This is a genomic window from Streptomyces zhihengii (genome assembly GCF_016919245.1).
Lineage (GTDB): Bacteria > Actinomycetota > Actinomycetes > Streptomycetales > Streptomycetaceae > Streptomyces > Streptomyces zhihengii.
This window is the reverse complement of the sequence record NZ_JAFEJA010000002.1, coordinates 369,829-391,344: the sequence shown is the minus strand read 5'-3', so window position 1 is coordinate 391,344 and position 21,516 is coordinate 369,829. Positions and strand designations below refer to the sequence as shown.

At 75.9% G+C, this 21,516-nt stretch carries 18 protein-coding genes; 11 read left to right on the top strand and 7 right to left on the bottom strand.

The features are described from left to right. The first annotated feature begins 83 nt into the window (after positions 1-83). Both JE024_RS29935 and JE024_RS29930 read left to right on the top strand, forming a co-directional pair. Positions 84-1,658, top strand: coding sequence for an alkaline phosphatase D family protein (locus tag JE024_RS29935; RefSeq protein WP_205377085.1), 1,575 nt, complete (start codon positions 84-86; stop codon positions 1,656-1,658). 182 nt (positions 1,659-1,840) lie between these two features. After that, entirely contained in the window at positions 1,841-3,208 is a 1,368-nt protein-coding gene (locus JE024_RS29930; RefSeq protein WP_205377084.1) for a GNAT family N-acetyltransferase, read from the top strand. 141 nt (positions 3,209-3,349) lie between these two features. Here the strand turns inward: JE024_RS29930 and JE024_RS29925 are convergent, their stop codons facing one another. Further along, a complete protein-coding gene (locus JE024_RS29925; RefSeq protein ID WP_205377083.1) occupies positions 3,350-4,543 on the bottom strand; it encodes a trans-sulfuration enzyme family protein in 1,194 nt (397 codons plus the stop codon). Positions 4,544-4,602: 59 nt separating this feature from the next. On the opposite strand from JE024_RS29925, the gene JE024_RS29920 reads away from it, so the two are divergent. Together JE024_RS29920 and JE024_RS29915 are read left to right on the top strand one after the other, a co-directional pair. After that, positions 4,603-5,103, top strand: a complete 501-nt coding sequence (locus JE024_RS29920) for an Lrp/AsnC family transcriptional regulator (RefSeq protein WP_205377082.1) — start codon at positions 4,603-4,605, stop codon at positions 5,101-5,103. A 38-nt stretch (positions 5,104-5,141) separates the two neighbouring features. Next, complete coding sequence (locus JE024_RS29915) at positions 5,142-6,821, top strand: DUF885 domain-containing protein (RefSeq protein WP_205377081.1); 1,680 nt, start codon at positions 5,142-5,144, stop codon at positions 6,819-6,821. A gap of 226 nt (positions 6,822-7,047) precedes the next feature. On the opposite strand, the gene JE024_RS29910 is transcribed toward JE024_RS29915, so the two are convergent. Further along, positions 7,048-7,545: a rhodanese-like domain-containing protein gene (locus tag JE024_RS29910; RefSeq protein WP_205377080.1), complete on the bottom strand. Its 498-nt coding sequence runs from the start codon at positions 7,543-7,545 to the stop codon at positions 7,048-7,050. 94 nt (positions 7,546-7,639) lie between these two features. Here JE024_RS29910 and JE024_RS29905 point away from each other — a divergent pair, with 94 nt between their 5' ends. Continuing rightward, positions 7,640-8,086 (top strand): Lrp/AsnC family transcriptional regulator, encoded by a 447-nt coding sequence (locus JE024_RS29905; RefSeq protein ID WP_205377079.1) that lies wholly within the window; start codon positions 7,640-7,642, stop codon positions 8,084-8,086. 96 nt (positions 8,087-8,182) lie between these two features. Here JE024_RS29905 and JE024_RS29900 read toward each other — a convergent pair whose 3' ends face one another. Genes JE024_RS29900 through JE024_RS29890 form a run of 3 tightly spaced genes read right to left on the bottom strand, consistent with a single transcriptional unit; the run spans position 8,183 to position 13,626 of the window. Then, on the bottom strand, positions 8,183-11,785 hold the full coding sequence (locus JE024_RS29900; RefSeq protein WP_205377078.1) for an AAA family ATPase: 3,603 nt from the start codon (positions 11,783-11,785) through the stop codon (positions 8,183-8,185). Beyond that, positions 11,782-12,948 carry an exonuclease SbcCD subunit D gene (locus JE024_RS29895; protein ID WP_205377077.1) on the bottom strand — a complete coding sequence of 389 codons (1,167 nt, stop codon included), beginning with the start codon at positions 12,946-12,948 and terminating at the stop codon, positions 11,782-11,784. Before JE024_RS29895 ends, JE024_RS29900 begins: the two co-directional genes overlap by 4 nt. A 51-nt stretch (positions 12,949-12,999) precedes the next feature. Further along, positions 13,000-13,626, bottom strand: a complete 627-nt coding sequence (locus tag JE024_RS29890; RefSeq protein ID WP_205377076.1) for a YigZ family protein — start codon at positions 13,624-13,626, stop codon at positions 13,000-13,002. 77 nt (positions 13,627-13,703) lie between these two features. Here JE024_RS29890 and JE024_RS29885 point away from each other — a divergent pair, with 77 nt between their 5' ends. Beyond that, positions 13,704-14,111, top strand: a complete 408-nt coding sequence (locus JE024_RS29885; protein WP_205377075.1) for a CoA-binding protein — start codon at positions 13,704-13,706, stop codon at positions 14,109-14,111. Between the two features lie 17 nt (positions 14,112-14,128). Here the strand turns inward: JE024_RS29885 and JE024_RS29880 are convergent, their stop codons facing one another. Continuing rightward, on the bottom strand, positions 14,129-14,683 hold the full coding sequence (locus JE024_RS29880) for a YbaK/EbsC family protein (RefSeq protein WP_205377074.1): 555 nt from the start codon (positions 14,681-14,683) through the stop codon (positions 14,129-14,131). A gap of 111 nt (positions 14,684-14,794) precedes the next feature. Next, a complete protein-coding gene (locus JE024_RS29875; RefSeq protein ID WP_205377073.1) occupies positions 14,795-15,532 on the bottom strand; it encodes an acyltransferase in 738 nt (245 codons plus the stop codon). A 491-nt stretch (positions 15,533-16,023) separates the two neighbouring features. Here JE024_RS29875 and JE024_RS29870 point away from each other — a divergent pair, with 491 nt between their 5' ends. From JE024_RS29870 to JE024_RS29850, 5 genes are read left to right on the top strand one after another with little or no spacing between them, the layout of a single operon-like run. Next, positions 16,024-18,771: a sensor histidine kinase gene (locus JE024_RS29870; protein WP_244883259.1), complete on the top strand. Its 2,748-nt coding sequence runs from the start codon at positions 16,024-16,026 to the stop codon at positions 18,769-18,771. A 59-nt stretch (positions 18,772-18,830) separates the two neighbouring features. After that, positions 18,831-19,250 (top strand): roadblock/LC7 domain-containing protein, encoded by a 420-nt coding sequence (locus JE024_RS29865; protein ID WP_205377072.1) that lies wholly within the window; start codon positions 18,831-18,833, stop codon positions 19,248-19,250. After that, positions 19,247-19,609 carry a DUF742 domain-containing protein gene (locus JE024_RS29860; protein ID WP_205377071.1) on the top strand — a complete coding sequence of 121 codons (363 nt, stop codon included), beginning with the start codon at positions 19,247-19,249 and terminating at the stop codon, positions 19,607-19,609. Before JE024_RS29865 ends, JE024_RS29860 begins: the two co-directional genes overlap by 4 nt. Next, entirely contained in the window at positions 19,590-20,225 is a 636-nt protein-coding gene (locus JE024_RS29855) for a GTP-binding protein (RefSeq protein ID WP_205377070.1), read from the top strand. Before JE024_RS29860 ends, JE024_RS29855 begins: the two co-directional genes overlap by 20 nt. Next, the gene (locus JE024_RS29850) at positions 20,222-21,487 is read left to right on the top strand and encodes a cytochrome P450 (protein ID WP_205377069.1); all 1,266 of its coding nucleotides are present in this window, start codon (positions 20,222-20,224) and stop codon (positions 21,485-21,487) included. The genes JE024_RS29855 and JE024_RS29850 overlap by 4 nt, the downstream gene beginning before the upstream one ends. The last annotated feature ends 29 nt before the right edge of the window (positions 21,488-21,516 follow it).

Sequence of the window (21,516 nt, the reverse complement as noted above, 5' to 3'; positions counted from 1 at the left end):
TCATCCGGGGTTCGCGTGCCCGCCTCCGCCGCGGACCAGGCTGACGGGGCTCCCCCGTCGGCACCCCGCATGGAGGCACCACGATGTCCCACGTCCCCGGCCCGGCCCCGGCCCGGCGCTCCGTCCTGCTCGGCACGGCGGCCGCGTCCGCCGCGCTCGCCCTGCCCGCCGCGGCGGCGGCCCCGGCGCTCGCGCTCTCCGGCCGCCCGCGGGCGGGGTGGGGCGTGCAGACGGGCGACGTGACCACGACGTCCGGGCTGGTCTGGGTCCGCTCCGACCGGCCGGCCCGGATGATCGTGGAGACCTCGGCCACCGGCTCGTTCCGCCGTCCCCGCACCTGGCGGGGACCGCTCCTCGGGCCGGACACGGACTTCACCGGCACCACAGCGCTGCGCGGGCTGCCGCCGGGCGAGCAGGTGCACTACCGGGTCACCCTCGCCGACCCGGACGACCCCCGCCGCACCGGTGAGCCGGTGACGGGCACCTTCCGCACGGCACCCGCGCGGCGGCGCCAGGGGGTGCGCTTCGTATGGTCGGGCGACATCGCCGGCCAGGGGTGGGGCATCAACCCGGACATCGGCGGCTACCGCGCGTACGAGGAGATGCGCCGTCTCGACCCGGACTTCTTCCTGTGCAGCGGCGACAGCGTGTACGCGGACGGCCCGCTCCAGCCGAGCGTGACCCTGCCCGACGGCCGGGTGTGGCGCAATCTGATGACCGAGGAGAAGTCCAAGGTCGCCGAGACGCTGGCCGAGTACCGCGGGAACTTCCGCTACAACCTGCTGGACGAGAACGTGCGCCGGTTCAACGCCCAGGTGCCGGCGATCGTGCAGTGGGACGACCACGAGGTGCGCAACAACTGGTACCCCGGCCAGATCCTGGACGACGCCCGGTACACCGAGAAGGACGTCGACGTGCTCGCCCGGCGGTCGGCGCGCGCGTTCGCCGAGTACGTCCCGATCGGGACGCTGTCCCCCGGCAGGCCCGGCGGCCGGGTCCACCGGGTGGTCCGCCACGGCCCCCTGCTGGACGTGTTCGTGCTCGACATGCGCTCCTTCCGCAACCCCAACTCGCCGGGGCGGCAGGCGGACGACACCGAGGGCATCCTCGGCGCGGAGCAGCTCGCCTGGCTCAAGCGGGAGCTGTCCCGCTCGCGGGCGGTGTGGAAGGTGATCGCCTCCGACATGCCGCTCGGCCTGGTGGTCCCGGACGGCGCCACCGACTTCGAGGCCGTGGCGCAGGGGGACCCGGGGGCCCCGCTGGGCCGCGAGCTCCAGATCGCCGACCTGCTGCGGTACATCAAGCACCGGCGGATCACCGGCACGGTGTGGCTGACGGCGGACGTCCACTACACCTCCGCGCAGCACTACGCGCCGGAGCGGGCCGCCTTCAAGGACTTCGCGCCGTTCTGGGAGTTCGTCTCGGGTCCGCTGGCGGCGGGCGGCTTCCCGGCGAACGCCCTGGACGGCACCTTCGGCCCGGACCGGGTGTTCGTCCGGGCGCCGCAGCGGGCGAACGTCTCGCCGATGGAGTCGCCGCAGTACTTCGGCGAGGTCGACATCGACGGCGGGAGCGGGGAGTTGACCGTCCGGCTGCGCGCCGAGGGCGACACGGTACTCTTCAGCCGGACGCTGCAGCCCGGCCGCGTGGGCCAGTAGGACGCCGCCCGCGGCGGGGCCCGGCACGGGGCCGTGGTCCGGGTGACCGGTCCGCGGCCCGGGAGCCGAACACTCCGCGCCAAAAACGGTCAAAACCAGCCGATATCGGCCCTGATGCGCACTTAACCCATCAGTCACAAAGCGTTCGTGATCACGCAACACCGTTCGGTCACAGTGAGGGCATGACTGATGTGACTTCTGCGAAGAGTGTCCGCCGCCCGCACCACTGGCGGCGCGACCTCGTCGAACTGGCCGCCATGTTCACGGCCGTGGTGGTCGCCGACGCCGTCGCCAAACTCGTGGTGCACGGCCCCGACGGCCCGGTGCTGCTCGTCGTCGCCGCCGCGACGCTGGTCGCCACGGCCGCGTTCCACACATGGTGGGCACGCCGCCACAGCCACGCCCCTCCCCCGGAACGGGCCGCCGGCGCGGAGGCCGGCGACGGGGCGCCGCGGGAGACGGTCCTGTGGCGGATGCGGACGACCGTCGAGGACACCCCGGGCAGCCTGGCCGCCCTCTGCTCGGCCCTGGCCGCTCTCGACGTGGACATCCTGACGCTCCAGACCCACCCGCTGGCCGACGGCACAGTCGACGAGTTCCTGCTGCGCGCCCCGGCCGGCCTCGACGCGCAGCGGCTCGCCCGCGAGGTCGCCGCCGCCGGCGGCAGCAGCACGTGGACCGAGCGCGCCGACGCCCACGACCTGGTCGACACCCCGACCCGGGTGCTCGGCCTCGCCACCCGCACCGCCCTCGACGCCGCCGAACTCCCGCTCGCCCTGCGGCAGCTCCTCGGCCGCTGCACGATCCGCTCGCGCCCCGCGCAGACCCTCGGCGGCCGCTCCAACGGCCCGGTGCCCCCGGTGGAGGGGGTACTGGAGGAGACCGTGATGCGGCTGCGCGACCCGAACGGCGGCACGATCACCGTCGAGCGGCCGTATCTCCCGTTCACCCCCACCGAGTTCGCCCGGGCGCGGGCGCTGGTGGAGCTGGACGCCCGGCTCGGGCCGCGCGTCCCCCGCAGCCGGGACGTCCTCACCCTCCCCGAGGGCCCCGCGATCACCGTCCGCCGCGCCGACCAGGACGACGTCGCCCAGGCGGTCGCCATGCACGAGCGCTGCTCCGACCGCACGCTGTCGCTGCGCTACCACGGGCCCGTCGGCGACGCGGACCGCTATCTGAACCACCTGCTGAGCCCGCGCTACGGACGCACCCTCGCCGTGCAGACCGCCTCGGGCCGCCTGGTCGCCCTCGGTCACCTGCTCTGGGACGGCGACGAGACCGAGGTCGCCCTGCTGGTCGAGGACGACTGGCAGCGCCGCGGCATCGGTTCGGAACTCCTGCGCCGCCTGGTCGCGCTCGCCGGGGAGGCGGGCTGCGACAGCGTCTACGCGGTGACCCAGTCGTCCAACACGGGCATGGTCGCGGCGATGCGCGGGCTCGGCCTGCCGCTGGACTACCAGATCGAGGAGGGGACGCTGGTGGTCACGGCCCGGCTGGACACGTCACCCGAGCGCCGCCCCGCCTCCCGCTTCGAGCAGGCCGAGCGCTGATCGAGGCCGGGGCGCGGCGCCGGGCGCGAGCCCGGGCGCCCGAGGTGTCCCCGCGCCGCCCTCCCGCTCCGGCGGGCGGGCGGCGCGCCTGCTTCTGCCTCCGCGTCTGCCTCCGCGTCTGCGTCTGCGTCCGCGTCCGCGTCAGGGTGCGAGCACCGCGGTCACCGGCGGGGCGGCGGCCCGGCGCGGGCCCCCGCCGAGGGCCTGGGTCAGGTCCCGCCAGAGGTCCTCGACGTCCTCCAGGCCCACCGACATCCGCAGCAGCCGGTCGCTCACCCCGGCCGAGCGCCGGTCCCCCTCCGCCACGATGCGGTGGCTGATGGACGCCGGGTGCTGGATGAGCGTGTCGACGCTGCCGAGGCTGACCGCGGGCGTGATCAGCCGGACCCCGGCGATCACCGCGTGCGGGTCGCCGTACGTCTCGAAGGCGACCATCGCCCCGCCGATCGACGGATAGTGCACCCGGGCGATCCGCGGATCGGCGGCCAGCCGGCACGCCAGGTCGGCCGCGGTGGTGGACGCCGCCCGCACCCGCACGGGGAGCGTGGACAGACCGCGCAGCAGGAGGTAGCCGGCCAGCGGGTGCAGCACCCCGCCGGTCGCGAAGCGCACCTGGCGCAGGGTGCGCGCGAACTCCTCGTCGCAGGCCACCACTCCGCCCATCACGTCGCCGTGGCCGCCGAGGTACTTGGTGGCGCTGTGCAGCACCAGCCGGGCGCCGTGCTCGGCGGGCCGCTGGAGCACGGGGGTGGCGAAGGTGTTGTCGACGAGCAGCGGCACGGAGCCGCAGGCGTGGCGCACGGCCCGCAGGTCCACCTCGGCGAGGGTGGGGTTGGCCGGCGTCTCCACCATGACGAGGCCCGTGTCGGGACGCAGCGCGTCGGCGATGCCGGCCGGGTCGGTCCAGGTGACCTCGGTGCCGAGCAGCCCCGCGTTCAGCAGATGGTCGCTGCAGCCGTACAACGGCCGGACGGCCACGACGTGCCGCAGGCCGGTGCTCGCCCGCGCCAGCAGGACGGCGGTCAGGGCCGCCATCCCGCTGGCGAAGGCCACCGCGGCCTCGGTGCCCTCCAGGGTGGCGAGGGCGGTCTCGAAGCGGGCGGTGGTCGGGTTGTCCAGCCGGGCGTACACCGGCGGGCCCTCCAGCCGTGCGCCGGTCCGGGCGAACTCGTCGATCCGGGCGGCCTCTTCGGCGGCGTCGTACGAGGGGTAGGTGGTGGAAAAGTCGAGCGGCGGGGCGTGCAGGCCCAGTTCCGCGAGGTCTTCGCGTCCTGCGTGCACGGCGTCGGTGGCCAGCGCCCTGGATCCGGGTACGGCCGAAGCTGCGTTCTCCATGGCCGCACTGTGAACATCTACCGGAAGGTAGCGAGGGTCCACCGTGCTACGTTCGCCGCATGGCCGAATCCGTCGCACTTGATCCGGTGGATCTGCATATCCTCCGCCTCCTGCAGAACGACGCCCGGACGACCTACCGCGAGCTCGCGGCGGAGGTCGGCGTGGCACCGTCCACCTGCCTGGACCGGGTCGCGCGCTTGCGCCGGTCCGGCGTGATCACCGGTCACCGGCTCGCCCTCGACCCCGCCCGGCTCGGCCGCGGCCTCCAGGCGCTGCTGATGGTGCAGGTGCGCCCGCACCGGCGCGAACTGATCGGCCCCTTCGTCGAACGCATCAGGGCGCTGCCCGAGTCGCTCGCGCTGTTCCATCTGACCGGACCGGACGACTACCTGGTGCACGTCGCGGTGACCGACATGGCCGATCTCCAGCGCCTGGTACTGGACGAGTTCACCTCGCAGCGAGAGGTCGCCCGGGTCGAGACCCGGCTGATCTTCCAGCAGTGGGAGTGCGGTCCGCTGCTGCCGCCGGCCACCGGCCGTCAGGTGTCCGACAGCGGATGATGATGACGCGGAGGCCCTTCGCGTACCAGGATGAGCCCATGCCAGCTTCCAGCAGCGCACTGCCGCGCCAGGTCGCCGACGCCTACGTCGACGCACTCGTCGAGCTCGACCCGATCACCGGGACCTACCTGGGGGTCGAGGAGAGCAACCGCCTGCTCCCCGACTACTCGCCCGAGGGCCAGGAGGAGTTCGCCGCCCTCGCCCGCAGGACCCTCGCCCTGCTCGGCGAGGCCGAGACGCACCCCGGCGCCGACACCGACGCCGAGCGCCGCTGCGCCCGGCTCCTGCGCGAGCGGCTCACCGCCCAGCTCGCCGTCCGCGAGGCGGACGAGTGGCTGCGGACGGTCAGCAACCTGCGCTCGCCCGCCCACTCCGTCCGCCAGGCGTTCACCCTGATGCCGACCGCGACGGACGGGGACTGGTCGGCCGTGGCCGAGCGGCTGCGGGCGGTGCCCCAGGCGCTGGAGGGGTACCGGGCCTCGCTCGCCCTCGGCCTCGAACGGAAGCTGTACGGCGGCCCCCGGGCGACGGCGACCTTCGTCGGGCAGATGACGGAGTGGATCGGCGGCCGGCAGAGCTGGTTCGAGGACTTCGTGGCCGACGGGCCCGCCGCGCTGCGGGTCGAGCTGGACGTGGCCGCCCGCACCGCGACGCAGGCGCTGGTGGCGCTGCGCGACTGGGTGCGCGACGTGTACGCGCCCGCGATCGAGGGCGCGCCGGACACGGTGGGCCGGGAACGCTACGCCCGCTGGTCGCGCTTCTTCAACGGCACGGACCTCGACCTGGACGAGGCGTACGCGTACGGCTGGTCCGAGTACCACCGGCTGCTGGCCGAGATGCGGACAGAGGCCGAGCGGATCCTGCCCGGCGCCGGCCCCTGGGAGGCACTGGCCCATCTCGACGTGCACGGGACGCACATCGAGGGCGTCGACGAGGTGCGGGCCTGGCTCCAGCGCCTGATGGACGAGGCGATGGACGCGCTGGACGGCACCCACTTCGAACTCGACGAGCGGGTGCGGAAGGTGGAGTCCTGCATCGCCCCGCCCGGCGGCGCGGCGGCCCCGTACTACACCAGCCCCTCGGAGGACTTCTCGCGTCCCGGCAGAACGTGGCTGCCGACCATGGGCGAGACCCGCTTCCCGGTGTACGACCTGGTGTCGACCTGGTACCACGAGGGCGTGCCCGGCCATCACCTCCAGCTCGCGCAGTGGGTGCACGTCGCCGACCGGCTCTCCCGCTACCAGGCCACCGTGGGCTCGGTGAGCGCCAACAGCGAGGGCTGGGCCCTGTACGCGGAGCGGCTCATGGACGAACTCGGCTTCCTCCCCGACGCGGAGCGCAGGCTCGGCTACCTGGACGCGCAGATGATGCGCGCCTGCCGCGTCATCATCGACATCGGCATGCACCTGGAGCTGGAGATCCCCGCCGACTCGCCGTTCCACCCCGGGGAGAGGTGGACTCCGGAGCTGGCGCAGGAGTTCTTCGGCAGCCACAGCGGCCGCCCCGCGGACTTCGTGGAGAGCGAGCTGACCCGCTATCTGTCGATGCCGGCACAGGCCATCGGCTACAAGCTGGGCGAGCGGGCCTGGCTGCTGGGCCGGGAGAACGCCCGCCGCGCCCACGGCGACTCCTTCGACGCCAAGGCGTGGCACATGGCGGCGCTGTCGCAGGGGCCGCTGGGTCTGGACGACCTGGTCGAGGAGCTGTCCCGGCTGTGACGGCGCGGCGCCCCGGGTGCGTCCGTCCCGTGCCGGACGGACGCGCCCGGGCCCGGGCTGCGCGCTCCCGGCACGGGAGCACCGGGGCCCGGTGCGGGTGCAGACGTGCCGGGGTCCGGTGCCCGGGAGCCGCGGCTCGGTGCGGATGCCGGGGTGCCGGGCTCCCGGTGCCGGGGTGCCGGGGCTCGGTGCGGGTGCCGGGCTCCCGGTGTGCGCAGGCCGCCGGTCAGCAGCCGCAGTCCCCGTCGACGGGTGCCGTCAGCGGGTCGGCCTCGCGGGTGCGGGTGCCCTCCCAGGTCTCGTAGGCGAAGCCCTCGCGCGCCCAGTACTCGAAGCCGCCCAGCATCTCCTTGACCTGGAAGCCGAGTTCGGCGAGGGCGAGGGCGGACCGGGTCGCCCCGTTGCAGCCCGGGCCCCAGCAGTAGGTGACCACCGGCACCGACCGGTCCAGCAGGTGCTCCGCCTGTTCGGGAACGAGCGCCGTCGGCAGGTGGACCGCCCCGGGGACGTGCCCCTGGTCCCAGGACTCGGTGGAACGGGAGTCGACCACGACGAAGCCGGGGTCGCCGCCCGAGGCGAGGGCGGCGGCCACGTCGGAGACATCGGCGTGGAAGGCGAGACTCGCCCCGAAGTACGCCGCCGCGGCGGCGGGCGAGGCGGGCGGGACGCGCAGGACGGGGTTGGGGGCGACGGTCGCGGCGGCGGTGTTCCGGGTGCTGTTCATGACCTGAAATCTATGGCCGCCCGCCCGACCGCTGAAGAGAGTTTCCCCGGGGTCCGGCTTGATCCGCCGGGGAAATCCCTGCTATCCCTGCCCCATGAGCGGATATTCACCGGACGCCACCGACTGGCGCATTCTCGGGGCACTGCAGGCCCAGGGCAGGGCGAGCTTCACCGAGCTCGCCAAGGAGGTCTCGATGTCGGCGAGCGCCGTCACCGAGCGGGTGCGCCGGCTGGAGGAGGCCGGGGTGATCAAGGGGTACACGGCCGTCGTGGATCCCGAGCGGCTCGGTCTGCCGATCATGGCCCTGGTGCGGCTGCGGTATCCGACGGGCAACTACAAGCCGTTCCACGACCTGCTGGACACCACGCCGGAGATCGTGGAGGCGCACCATGTCACGGGCGACGACTGCTTCGTGCTGAAGGTCACCGCCCGCTCGATGCGGCACCTGGAGGAGGTGTCCGGCAAGATCGGCGGCCTCGGTTCGGTGACCACCAGCGTGGTGTACTCCTCCCCGCTGCCGAGCCGCGCGATCAGCCGCTGAGCCCGCCCGCCGATCGGGGGCGGCCGCTCCCGCCCGGGAACGGACCGGGGGCCTGGGCGGGTTCCCCGGGCGGGGCCGACGGGCGGGGCCGGGCGGTCAGTCGGCGAGCACGTCCCCCGTCCGCAGCCGGACGGCCGACCCGGACCGGTCCTTGACCACTTCGAGCTGGACGGGGATCCGGCGGCGCAGGTCGCCGACATGGCTGACGATCCCCACGCTCCGGTCGCGTTCGCGCAGCGAGTCCAGGACGTCGAGCACCTCGTCGAGGGTCTGCTCGTCGAGGCTGCCGAAGCCCTCGTCGACGAAGAGGGTGTCGAGCCGGGTGCCGCCCGCCTCGTCGGTCACCACGTCCGCGAGGCCGAGGGCGAGCGCCAGTGAGGCGAAGAAGGTCTCCCCGCCGGAGAGGGTGGCGGTGTCGCGCTCCCGGCCCGTCCAGGCGTCCACCACGTGCAGCCCGAGTCCGGCCCGCCGTCCGCCGGCGCGGGCGTCGGAGTGGACCAGGGTGTACCGCCCGGACGACATCCGCTGGAGGCGCACGGTGGCGGCCGCGGCGACCTGTTCCAGCCGGGCCGCCAGGACGTAGGACTCCAGGCGCATCTTGCGTTCGTTGTCGGCCGAGGTGCCGGCCGTGAGGCCGGCCAGCCGCGCCACCCGGTCGTAGCGCTCGCGCAGCGGGCCGAGCCCGCGGACCTCCTCCGCCGCCCCCGCCGAGAGGCGGTCCAGCGCCGCGCAGCGCTCCCGGGCGGCGGCGAGCGCGGCAGCGGCCTCGCGCGACTCGCGTTCGGCGGCCGCCGCGAGGGCCGCGGCGGCCTCCGGCGCGGCCGCGGGCAGACCGGCGGCCGCGCGGGCGTCGTCCTCGGCCAGCCGCTCGGCGACGGCCGCGGCCTCGGTGCGCCACGACTCGACGCCCGCCTCGGCCTCGCGCCGCGCACGCTCGTCGAGGACGGCGTCCGCGGCGTCGTCGACGGTCGCGAAACCGGCGTCGCGGGCCGCGTCGGCGAGCCGTTCCCCGGCTTCCGCCAGCCGCTGCTCCGCCGTGCCGAGCTGCCGCAGGGCCTCGGCCGCCGCGGCGAGCAGGCCGATGCGGCGCTCCAGCCGCGCTGCGTGGTCGGCGACGCTCGCGGCCCCGCCGCGCGCCCGGGCGAGCTCGTCCTCGATGGCGGCCTGCTCCTGGTCGATCGCCTCACGGCGCGAGAGGCGCGCGGCGATCGACCGCTCGGCGGCCCTGCGGGCCTCCAGCCGCTCCCGGTGCTCCCGCTCGCCCCGCTCCAGCGCCTCCCGCGCGTCGTGCATCCCGGCGGCGGTGCGGTGCGCCTCGGCGTGCCGGCGCTCCAGCTCGGCGACCGCGGCCCGCAGATCGTCCACGGCGGGATCCACGTCCCCCTCCCGCGGCCCGGGCACCCCGGCACGCTCCCGCCCCTCCCCCGCAACCACCCGCGAACGCGCCACCCCGTCCCCGCCGCCGTCGGGTGCATCCGCCGCAGGCGCGAGGCGGGCCTCCGTGCCGTCCGGCGCCGCCTCGGCGGCCCCGGGATCCTGCCCGGCGTCCGCCTCGCCGAAGGCGTGCGGGACCGCCGACGCGCCGGACGCGGAGCGGGCCGCCGTCGCGGGCGCGCGATCGCCCTCCGCCCCGCCGGAGGCACCCCGGTCCCGCACCATGCCGTCCTGCCCGGACATCCGCCCGGCGTCCGCCTCGCCCAAGGCGTGCGGGACCGCCGACGCGCCGCACGCGGAGCGGGCCGCCGTCGCGGGCGCGCGATCGCCCTCCGCCCCGCCGGAGGCACCCCGGCCCCGCACCATGCCGTCCTGCCCGGACATCCGCCCGGCGTCCGCCTCGCCCAAGGCGTGCGGGATCCCCGACCCGCCGGACGCGGAGCGGGCCGCCGTCGCGGGCGCGAGGCGGGCCTTGGTGTCGTCGCCGTCCGGCGCCGCCGGGCCGGGTGCGGCACCCGACGGGACGGGTGCGCGGGCGCGGAGGGCGGCCGTGGTGTGGGACTCGCGGGTGACGGCCAGTTCGCGTTCGGCGGCCGCGCGGGTCTGTTCGGCCCGGACGCTCGCCTCGTAGGCCGCCTCCTCGGCGGCGCGGTCCACATGGCCGGCCTCCGCGCGGGCGGGGGCCGGGTGTTCGGCCGAGCCGCAGACGGCGCAGGGCGCGCCGGGCTCCAGGGCCGAGGCGATCTCGGCGGCGATGCCGCGCAGCCGGCGTTCCTTCAGGTCGAGCCAGTGCGCCCGCGCCTCGTTGACGCCGGTGTGCGCGGTGCGCAGCCTCGCCTCGGCGCGCTCGGCGCGGGCGGCGAGTTCGTCGCGCTCGCAGGCGGCGGCGAGGCGGTCGCGGGCGGGCGCCAGACGGCCGGCGAGGTGCTCGGCCCGGGTGGCCGCCTCCTGCGCGGCGGTGATGCGCGCGGTGTGGCGGCCGCGCCGGGCCTCCCAGCCGTCAAGCCAGGCCGACGCCTCGTGCAGGGCGTCCTCGTCGGCACGGGCCTGGCGGTCGGTCTCGGCGCGCTCGCGGGTGATCTCGGCGCTGCGCCGCTCCGCCCTGCGGGCGGACTCCAGGGCGCCCAGTTCGCCGCGCAGGGCGTGCTCCCGGGCGGTGAGCCGCTCGGCGTCCGCGCCGGCCAGGTCGTCGGGCAGCCCCGCGCGGGACCGTTCACGGCCGGTGAGGGCGGCCCGGTGGGCGCGTGCGGCCTCGTCGCGCAGGCGGAGGGCGGGCAGCACCCGGTCCGCGCGGCGGGCCCGGTCCGTCTCGGCGGCGAGGGCGTCGTGGCGGGGGCGTGCCTCCTCCAGGGCGTCGGCGCGCCGCCGGGTCTCGGCGTACCGCTGCTGGAGGCGGGCGCGTTCGCGTGCGGCGTCGAGGGCGTGGCGGGCGGCGGTGTGCCGCTCCCCGGCCGCATCGGCGCGCGCCTCGGCGACGTCCCGTTCCTCGCGGGCGCCGGCCCGGGCCACGGCGGCCCACTGGAGGACGGCACCGGCCAGTCCGGGGTCGCCCGGCTGCCGGTCGGGGGCGGGCCAGTCGCCCGCGGAGCCCGCCGCGGCCTGTTCCATCCGGTGGGCGACGGCGAGCAGCCGCTCGTCGCCGGTGCGCACCTGCTGTTCCGCGCCGCGGCGCAGTTCGGCGAGGCGCTCCTCCACGGCGGCGAAGCGGCGGGTGTCGAAGAGCCGGCCGAGGAGCCGGCCGCGGGCCTCGGCGTCGGCGCGCAGGAAGCGGGCGAAGTCGCCCTGGGGCAGCAGGACGACCTGGCAGAACTGCTCCCGGCTCATGCCGATGAGCTGGGTGATCTCCTCGCCGATCTCCTGGTGGGAGGTGCTCAGGGCCTTCCACTGCCCGGTCGCGGAGTCGTACTCGCGCAGCCTGCTGCGGGCCCGTTCGGTGACGAAGCCGGTGCCGCGTGCCTTGGGGCGGGGCTGCGCGGGGTGGCGGGTGATCTCCAGCCGGCGCTCGCCGAGGGTGAGTTCGAGGGTCACCTCGGTGGGGGTGCGCACCTCGGCGTGGTCGCTGCGCAGGGAGGTGCCGGGGCTCTGGCGGGCGCCGGGGACGGCGCCGTACAGGGCGAAGCAGACGGCGTCCAGCACGGAGGTCTTGCCCGCGCCGGTGGGGCCGTGGAGCAGGAAGAGGCCCGCCTTGGAGAGGGCGTCGAAGTCGATCTCCTGGGTGGCGCCGAACGGCCCGAAGGCCGTGACGGACATCCGGTGCAGCCTCACCCGGCCACCTCGCGCACCCCGGCGTCCACCCGGACGTCGTCGAACGCGCCGTGCAGCACGGCCCGTTCGTCGCCGTCGGGCCCGCTGCCGCCGCGGACGTGGGCCACGAAGTCCTCCGCGATCTGCTGGTCGGACCGCCCGCTGAGGCGCTGCGCGTAGGAGGCGGTGCCGTCCTCGGGGGCGCGCTCCGGGGCGAAGACGAGGCTGAGGGTGTGCGGGAAGCGTGCGGCGAGCCGGGCCATCGGGTCGGCGGGGCGCACCGCGTCGGTGAGGGTGGCCTCGACGAACGACGTCTCGTGGCGTGCGAGCCGCGGGTCGTCGAGCAGTTCGCCGAGCGTGCCGTGGAGCCGGGCGAGCGGCCGGGGCACCGGGCAGTCGATCCGCTCGGCCGTCACCTCGCCCCGCGCGTCCAGGTCGATCAGCCACATCGTCTTGCGGTGGGCCGCCTCGGAGAACGAGTAGGCGAGCGGGGAGCCGGAGTAGCGGATCCGGTCGGTGACGGTCTGGGCGCCGTGGAGGTGGCCGAGGGCGACGTAGTCGACGCCGTGGAAGACCCCGGCCGGGACGGCGGCGACCCCGCCGACGGTGATGTCCCGTTCGCTGTCGCTCTCCTCGCCGCCGGCGACGAAGGCGTGGGCGAGGACGACGGAGCGGGTGCCGGGCGCCCGGCCGGCGAGGTCCTCCCGCACCCGCTCCATCGCGGCGGCGAGCACCGCCTCGTGGGCGGTGCGCTCGGCACCGAGGCGCTCCCTGACCAGGGCCGGTTCGAGATAGGGCAGGCCGTAGCAGGCGACGGGGCCGTGTTCGTCGGAGAGCAGCACGGGGGTGGCGCAGCCGGCCGGGTCGGTGCGCAGATGGATGCCGGCCCGCTCGATCAGGCCGGAGCCGACGCCGAGGCGGCGGGCGGAGTCGTGGTTCCCGGAGATCATCACCGTCGGGACCCCGGCGGCCGCGAGCCGGTGGAGCGCGCGGTCGAACAGCTCGACGGCGGCGAGCGGCGGCACGGCGCGGTCGTACACGTCACCGGCTACGAGGACGGCGTCGGCCTCGTGCTCGTGGACGGCGGCCACCAGGTGGTCGAGGAAGGCGGCCTGGGCGTCGAGCATGCTCACCCGGTGCAGCGAGCGCCCCAGGTGCCAGTCCGACGTGTGCAGGAGTCTCATGATCGGTGAGCGTATCCGCGGGGTCGGACACCGCGGGCGGGATCGGGCGTCTCAGGCATCGCCGTACGCCTCGCCGCCGAGTTCCACCACCGCCGTGCCCGCGGTGACGTCGGCGAGGTGGGCGCGGAGGGCGTCCACCTCGGCGTCGGGCAGGCCGACCTCGATGGTGACCCGGCCGGCGTAGGTGACGCCGCGCACGTCGCGGCCGGTGGCCCGCAGGTCGTTCTCCACCTTGCCGGCGCGCTGGTGGTCGACGGTGACCCGGACGATCCGGAACCGGGTGCGGACCACGGTGCCGAGGGTGTCCAGCGCCTCGCCGACCACGCCTCCGTAGGCGCGGATCAGTCCGCCCGCGCCGAGCTTGACCCCGCCGTAGTACCGGGTGACGACCGCCGCCGTGTAGCGGACCTCGCGCCGCAGGAGCATCTGGAGCATGGGCACCCCGGCCGTGCCGCCGGGCTCGCCGTCGTCGCTCGCCCGCTGCACGGAGGCGTCCGCTCCGACCACGTAGGCGAAGCAGTTGTGGGTGGCGGCGGGGTGCTGCGCGCGGACGCGGGCGACGAACGCCTGGGCCTCCTCCTCGGTGGCCGCGGGCGCGAGCGAGCAGAGGAAGCGCGAGCGGTTGATCTCGGTCTCGTGGACGCCCTCGCGGGCGACCGTCCGGTACTGGTCCTGCATCCCGCCACCCTATGCGGCGCTCCGGCGCGCTCCGGCCACAGGGGAATGCCGGGCGCCGGAGCCCGGTTGTGCCGGGCATGTACGCAGACGACGAGACGATCCGCCGCATCCTCACCACCACGGGCGACACCTGGGCGGTGGTGGGCCTGTCGGACAACCGGTCGCGCGCCGCGTACGGCGTCGCGCAGATCCTCCAGCGCTTCGGCAAGCGGGTGGTGCCGGTGCATCCGAAGGCCGCGACGGTGCACGGCGAGCAGGGCTACGCCTCGCTCGCCGACATCCCGTTCCCCGTCGACGTGGTGGACGTGTTCGTGAACTCCGACCTCGCCGGGCAGGTCGCCGACGAGGCGGTCGCGGCCGGTGCGAAGGCCGTGTGGTTCCAGCTCGGCGTGGTCGACCCGGAGGCGTACGCCCGTACCCGGGAGGCCGGTCTCGACATGGTGATGGACCGCTGCCCGGCAATCGAGATCCCGCGGCTGGGCTGACCCGGCGGGCCCGGGCGTCAGACGCCCAGGCCCTCGACGACCACCGCGCCCGGCAGCCCTTCGAAGGTCCGGCCGGGCACGATCAGCTTGCCGCGCCTGCGGCCGCTGCCGATCAGCACCCACTCCGTGGCGGCGACCGCCGCGTCGACCAGCAGCGGCCAGCCGGCGGGGAGCCCGATGGGGGTGATCCCGCCGTACTCCATGCCCGTCCCGCCGGTGGCGGCCTCCATGGACGCGAACGAGGCCTTGCGCGCCCCGAGGTGGCGGCGGACGGCGCCGTTGACGTCGACGCGGGTGCGGGAGAGCACGAGGCAGGCGGCCGTCGTGGTCTCGCCCGCGCGCTTGCCCGCCACGATCACGCAGTTCGCCGACACGTCCAGCAGGTCGCGTCCGTAGTGCTCGGTGAAGACGGCCGTGTCGGCGATCGCCGGGTCGGTGTCGACGTGGAGCAGGTCCTCGGCGGGGACGTCGCCGTGCCAGTCGCGGACCGCCGCGGCGACCGGCTCGATCAGCAGGTCGAGGCGGTCGGGGGCGGGCGTGGCGTCGTCGAAGGCTCCGATGGGTGCGCGCATGCGGCGCACGCTAACAGCGTCGGGCCCGGGTGCTCCGGCCCGGGTGCGCGCCGCCGCTCGGGCACGGCGGCCGGGGCCTCCCTGGGCACGGCGGCCCGGGCGCGTGGTGCGTCAGACCTCGTCCAGGTCCGCGAGCGCCAGGAGCTGCTCGGGCGTCACGCCCTCGGGGATCGGCACGGGGGCCGGTGTGCGCAGCGGCGGGCGCCAGCCGTCGACCGGGTCCCAGCTGCGCACCACACGGGCGGGCGCCCCGGCGACCACCGCGTGGTCGGGGACCTCGCCGCGGACGACCGCGCCGGCGGCGACCACCACGTTGCGGCCGAGCCGCGCCCCGGGGAGGATCACCGCGCCGGTGCCGAGCCAGCAGCCGGGCCCGATCTCGACCGGCTCGGCGCGCGGCCACTGCTTGCCGACCGGCTGCCCCGGGTCGTCGTAACTGTGGTTCGTGGACGTGATGTAGACGTACGGCCCGCAGTAGGTGTCCGAGCCGATGGTCACCCGGGTGTCGGCGATGACATGGCTGCCGCGCCCGAGCACCACGCCGTCGCCCAGGGTCAGGATCGGGTCGGGCCCGAGGTCGAGCCCGGGCATCATGCCGGCCGTGAGCGTCACCTGCTCCGCGATGATGCAGTGGGAGCCGAGCTCGATCCACGGCTCGCCGAAGACGGTCCCCTGCGGGAAGGCCAGCCGGGTGCCGTGGCCGAGCCGCCGGAAGCGGAGCCGCCCGGGATGCTCGGCGGTGACGGAACCGGCCTCCTGCACCCACCGCCACCCGCGGTGGACGGCGCGCGCGAGGACGCGGCGGCGCCAGGCGCCGAAGCTGGCCGGGGTGTCGCGGTTCGTGGGCACCCGCTCACGGTAGTCGGCCGCCGCCCGGCGGACCGGCGGGCAGGCCTGTGACGTTCACCCCAGCTCACCCCGCCGGCCGGTGCCCGCGAACCCCTCCGGCCGGTGCCCGCGAACCCCTCCGGCGGGTGCCCGCGAACTCCTCCGGCGGGTGCCCGCGAACCGCTGCGGCCGGTGCCCGCGCGCGCCGCCCGCCGGGGCCGGCCCGCCCCTGCGGGCGGCGCCCGGCGGGGCGCGCACCTATCACGTCCGCGCGCCCCCGCGCGCGACTTCGGGCGCAACTCCACCGTTCTGTGGACAGTGCCCGTGCTTCGGGCGTCGCCTGTGACGCCCGTGACTAGCATGAGCACCGCATGAACACGGGTGATCACTACCGGTGATCGCGTCAACTCCCCATCGCGGTGGGGTCCGTGACATGCGGACGGCCGCTGTGCGCCGATCGGCCGCCCTCCACTTCGTGCACGTGCCGCACTCGAGCAGCGAGGGATCGCGGAATGTCAGTCTCAGCCTCATCCCAGCCCCGCAGAGGCCGTGCGCATCGGCCGCTGCCCGTCGCGGCGCCCTCCGCCGCCCTGGCCTCGGCCGCCGTCGCGGGCGTCGCCGTGAGCCTCGCCGCGCCGGACGGGGCCGGCCCCTGGGTCTCGGCCACCGCCGGTGCCGCCTGGCTGCTCCTGGCCGCCGCCGCGGTCGCCGCGACGCTGGCGGTACGCCGCGAACGGGCCGCCGCCGACGCCGCCGGCGCCGAGCTGCGCACGCTCCGCTCACGCGCGGACGGGCTGACGGCCGACGCCTCCCATCTGGTGAACGTCACGCTGCCGTCGCTGGTCAAGCGGCTGCGGGACGGTGAGGCGCCCGACGACGCGCTCGCCACCGCGACCCCGCCCAAGGACCCGCAACTGCGGCGTGTGCTGCACGCCTTCGGCGTGGAGACGGGCGCCAGCGAGCAGCGCGCGCGGGGATCGGCGGCCAACGCCGCCCGGGCGGTGCGCCAGTTGGCGCTGGCCGCCGACGGGGTGGACCGGCTCACCGCGGTCACGCTGCCCTCGGCCGTCGCGCATCTGCGCCGGGGCGCGTCGGCCGAGACGGTGCTCGGGGAACTCGAACTCCCCGCCGACCCGCGGCTGCGGGTGCTCGCCGACTCGGTGGTGCGGGACCTGGCGACCGGCGAGCGCCGTGCCGCCGCCGCGCAGGAGGCGAGCGCCAAGGCCCTCAGCCGCGTCCAGGCCAAGGCGGTCTCCATGCTCGCCGACCTGCGCGAGATGCAGGACCGTTACGGCGAGGAGGTCTTCGGGGACCTGCTGCGGCTGGACCACAACACCGCCCAGCTCGGCCTGCTGACCGACCGGCTCGCCCTGCTGATGGGCGGCCGGGCGAGCCGCGCCTGGAACAGGCCGATCCCGATGGAGAGCATCCTGCGCGGCGCGGTCGGCCGGATCGCCTCCTACCAGCGGGTGCGGCTGCACTCCTCCAGCACCGCCGCGGTCGTCGGCTTCGCCGCCGAGGGCGTGATGCACCTGCTCGCCGAACTGATGGACAACGCGACCACCTTCTCGCCCCCCGTCGACGAGGTGCACGTCTACGTGGAGGAGCGCACTGCCGGGATCGTGGTCACCATCGAGGACAGCGGCCTGAAGATGGCGGGCGCGGCACTGCGCCGGGCCGAGGAGGCCGTGTCGGGCCGGGTCACCGACCTGGCGCACCTCCAGGGCACCCGCCTCGGGCTGACGGTGGTGGGGCGGCTGGCCGCCAAGTACGGGATGAGCGTGAGCTTCCGGCCCTCCTCGCGCGGCGGGACGGGGGTGGTCGTGCTCTTCCCCTCGCAGCTCCTGGCGAAGCCGCGGGACGAGGAGGACGCCGATCTGGTGCGCCCCCTCGCGGGCACCACCGCCCCGGCGGCGCCGACCGCCACCGGTTCGGGCAGCTCCCCGTCCTCCGGCCACACCGACCTGAGCGGGTACCCGGTGCCCCCGGCCGAGGCCGTGCCCTCCGGCTGGACCCCGGTCGCGGCGGACGGGACGTACGCCGGGCAGACGCACTTCACCGCGGCACCCGCCGACACCGGGCACTTCACCGCGGCACCCGCCGACACCGGGCACTTCACCGCGGCACCCGCCGAAGCCGGGCAGACGCCCTTCGCCGCAGCCCCCGCCGACACCGGGCAGACGCACTTCACCGCGGCCCCCGCCGGCGCCGGGACCCCCGCGGCCGCCGAGGCCGGCCCGGCGCACACGGACGGCACCTGGCCCGGGGACGGCGCCTGGACGCCGTCCCCGGCGGACGCGCCCCACCCCGGGCCCGACCCGTACACCGTGACCGCCCCGGGCGGTGCCTGGCCGGCGGACGGCACCTGGACGGCCCCCGCGGACCACGCCCCCGGCCTGCCCGCCGCACCCGGGGCGCACCCCGGGCAGCCCGCGTTCACCGTGACCGCCGCGGGCGACACCTACGGGGGCTCCGACCCCCTCACCGGGCCGTTGCCCGGCCAGGCCCACGGCGCCGTGCCCCCCGCCGCACCCGAGGCGGACCCCGGGCAGCCCGCGTTCACCGTGGCGGCCGCGGACGCGCCCGGGCAGGCCGCCCACCAGGGCACCCACCCCGGGCCCGACGCCTTCGTCGTGACTGCGGCCGACGGGGCGCACCCCGGGCAGCCCGCCTACCGGGTGACCCCCGCCGACGCGGACGGCGCCGGGTTCACCGTGACCGCGGCGGGTCCGGCGGCGTCCGGTGCGGCCGCCGGGGCCGCCGCACCCGTCCCCCTCGCCGCGGCGCCGCTCCCGGCGCAGGCCCCCGTGCGCGGTGTCGCCACGGCGGGCGGCCTGCCGGTGCGGCCCCGGGGCGGACCATGGCCGCGGCCGACCGGGGCCGCCCGGATCCGCGGCCGGTCACGGGCGCGGTGCCGCCCGCCCCGGCCAGGGACGCGGGCGCCGGGTTCAGCGCGTTCGCGCGCACGGCCGCCGCCGGCGCGCCCTCGGGGCGGGCGGCGCGACCCCCGCCGAGGGGACGTACCTGCCCGACGCCGCCTACGGCGGGCAGCCCTACCCGGAGCCGGACGCCGCCCCGGACGCGCACCCGCTGCCGGAACCGCGGACCCCGCACGACCCGCCGGGCAGCGCCTGACGGCCCCGGTGCCGGCCCGGCCGGCACCCCGCACCTCCCCGTACGACACGACGTGCGGCACGACGCCACGACGACGGCACCAGGTGCGGCACGACGTACGGCAGGACACGACGACGAGACCGTGAGACAGGAGGACGGGCGGCGGCGACCCGCACCGCGTGCGGCGCCCCGCCCGGCGTACACCATGCAGACCACCGACAACAGCCTCACCTGGCTTCTGGAAAGCCTGCTCGACGGGACCCCCGGGACCCGGCACGCGCTCGTGCTGTCGCGGGACGGGCTGAAGCTGTGCTGGACCCGCCATCTGACGCTCGACCAGGCCGACCAGCTCGCCGCGATCTGCTCCGGGATCCAGGCCCTGGCGCAGGGCGCGTCCGTGGAGTTCGGCGACGGCACGGGCGGCGTGCGCCACTCGATGACCGAGTTCCACGGCGGACTGCTGTTCATCGTGGAGGCCGGCGCCGGCGCCCATCTCGCCGTGGTCGCCGAGGACGACGCCGACCCGGGCATGATCGGCCACCGGATGACCGAGCTCGTCGAGCAGATCGGGGACCACCTGCGGGCCGAGCCGCGGCTGCCCGCCCAGGAGACCTCCCTCTCATGACGCGCCGCCCCGTCGACATCGGCGTCCCCGAGCGGCTCTACACCGTCACCGGCGGCCGCAGCCGGGCCGTGGACGACTCGTTCGACCTGGTCACCCTGATCGTCGCCGAGTGCGCGCCGTCGGCCGGCATGCAGTCGGAGCACGTACGGATCCTGCGGCTGTGCCGCACCCCCACGGCGGTCGTGGAGCTCTCGGCCGACCTGGGCATGCCGGTGACGGTCGTACGGATCCTGCTCGGCGACCTGCTCGCCACCGGACGCATCACGGCGCGGCATCCGCCCCCGCCGTCCGGCGGCTCCTTCCCGCTGCCCGACTCCGCCCTCTTGAAGGAGGTGCTCGTTGGACTCCGCAATCTCTGAGGACTCCACGACCTCTGAGCCGCCCGCCCGCAAGCCGCTCGGCCGGGCGGCCGAGACCGGGCTGAAGATCGTCGTGGTGGGCGGCTTCGGCGTCGGCAAGACCACCCTCGTGCGGTCCGTGAGCGAGATCCGCCCGCTGAACACGGAGGAGGTGATGACCCAGGCGGGTGTGGGCGTCGACGAGACCGGTCCGGTGGCGACGAAGAAGACCAGCACGACCGTCGCGTTCGACTTCGGCCGGATCAGCCTCAACGACCGCATGGTCCTGTACCTGTTCGGCGCACCCGGGCAGGAGCGTTTCTGGTTCCTGTGGGACCGGCTGTTCGCCGGGACCCTGGGCGCCGTGGTGCTCGTCGACACCCGGCGCATGAGCGACTCCTGGTACGCCATCGACCGTCTGGAACACCACCGGACGCCCTTCGTGGTGGCCGTCAACCGGTTCGACGACGACCTCGCGTCCTTCTCCCTCGACGAGATCCGTCAGGCGCTGTCGCTGCCCGGGCACGTCCCGCTGGTGGAGTGCGACGCCCGGCTGCGCCACTCCGGCAAGCACGTCCTGATCACCCTCGTCGACCACCTCCACGCACTGGCCACGGCCCGGGAGAGAACACCATGAACGACACCACGGGACTGTCGTCGCCGACCGTGCCGCCCGCCGCCTGCCCGGCGCACGAGAGCGCGGTCCGGCTCCGCGGCCCGGAGTTCCAGCAGTCGCCCGCCGAGCTGTACCGCGCGCTGCGGCGGCGGCACGGCGCCGTGGCGCCGGTGCTGCTGGACTCCGACGTGCCGGCCTGGCTGGTGCTGGGCTACGCGGAGGTCACCTATGTCACCGCGCACGACGACCTCTTCGCCCGCGACTCCCGGCGGTGGAACCAGTGGGACACCGTCCCGGCGGACTGGCCGCTGCTGCCGTTCGTCGGGCATCAGCCGTCGGTGCTGTTCACCGAGGGCGCGGTGCACCAGCTCCGGGCGGGCGTGATCACCGAGGCGCTGGAGGTCGTCGACCAGTTCGAGCTCGCCCACCGGTGCCGCGGAATCGCCGGTCCGCTGATCGACGCCTTCGCGGGCAGCGGGCACGCGGAGCTGATGTCGGCGTACGTCCACGCCCTGCCGATGCGGGCGGCGGTGCAGATGTGCGGGATGCCCGCGGGCGGCGCGGACACCGAGGACCTCGTGCGGGACCTGCGCATCTCGCTGGACGCCGGCCCCGGGGACGATCCGGTCGCCGCCTACGGGCGGGTGCAGGAGCGGATCCGGCGGCTGGTGGACGAGAAGCGGGCCGCGCCGGGGCCGGACGTCACCACGCGGATGCTGACGCATCCGGCGGGACTGACGGACGAGGAGATCGTCCAGGACCTGATCTCGGTGATCGCGGCGGCGCAGCAGCCGACGGCGAACTGGATCGGCAACACCCTGCGGCTGCTGCTGACCGACGACCGGTTCGCGCTGAACGTGTCGGGCGGGCGCCTCAGCGTCGGCCAGGCGCTGGGCGAGGTGCTGTGGCTCGACACCCCGACGCAGAACTTCATCGGCCGCTGGGCGGTGCGGGACACGACGCTGGGCGGCCGGCGGATCCGGGCGGGCGACATGGTGGTGCTCGGCCTCGCGGCCGCCAACACCGATCCGCAGATCTGGCCGGAGGGCCACGCGGGCGAGGAGAACTCGGCGCATCTGTCCTTCGGAAACGGCGAGCACCGCTGTCCCTACCCGGCACCGCTGCTCGCCGACGTGATCGCCCGGACGGCGGTCGAGACGCTGCTGGAGCGGTTGCCTGACGTGGTGCTCGCCGTGGAGCCGGAGGAGCTGACCTGGCGGCCGTCGGTGTGGATGCGGGGACTGACCGCGCTTCCGGTGCGGTTCACCCCCGTCGTCCAGTGAACCCCGGTGCGGTTCACCCCCGTCGTCCA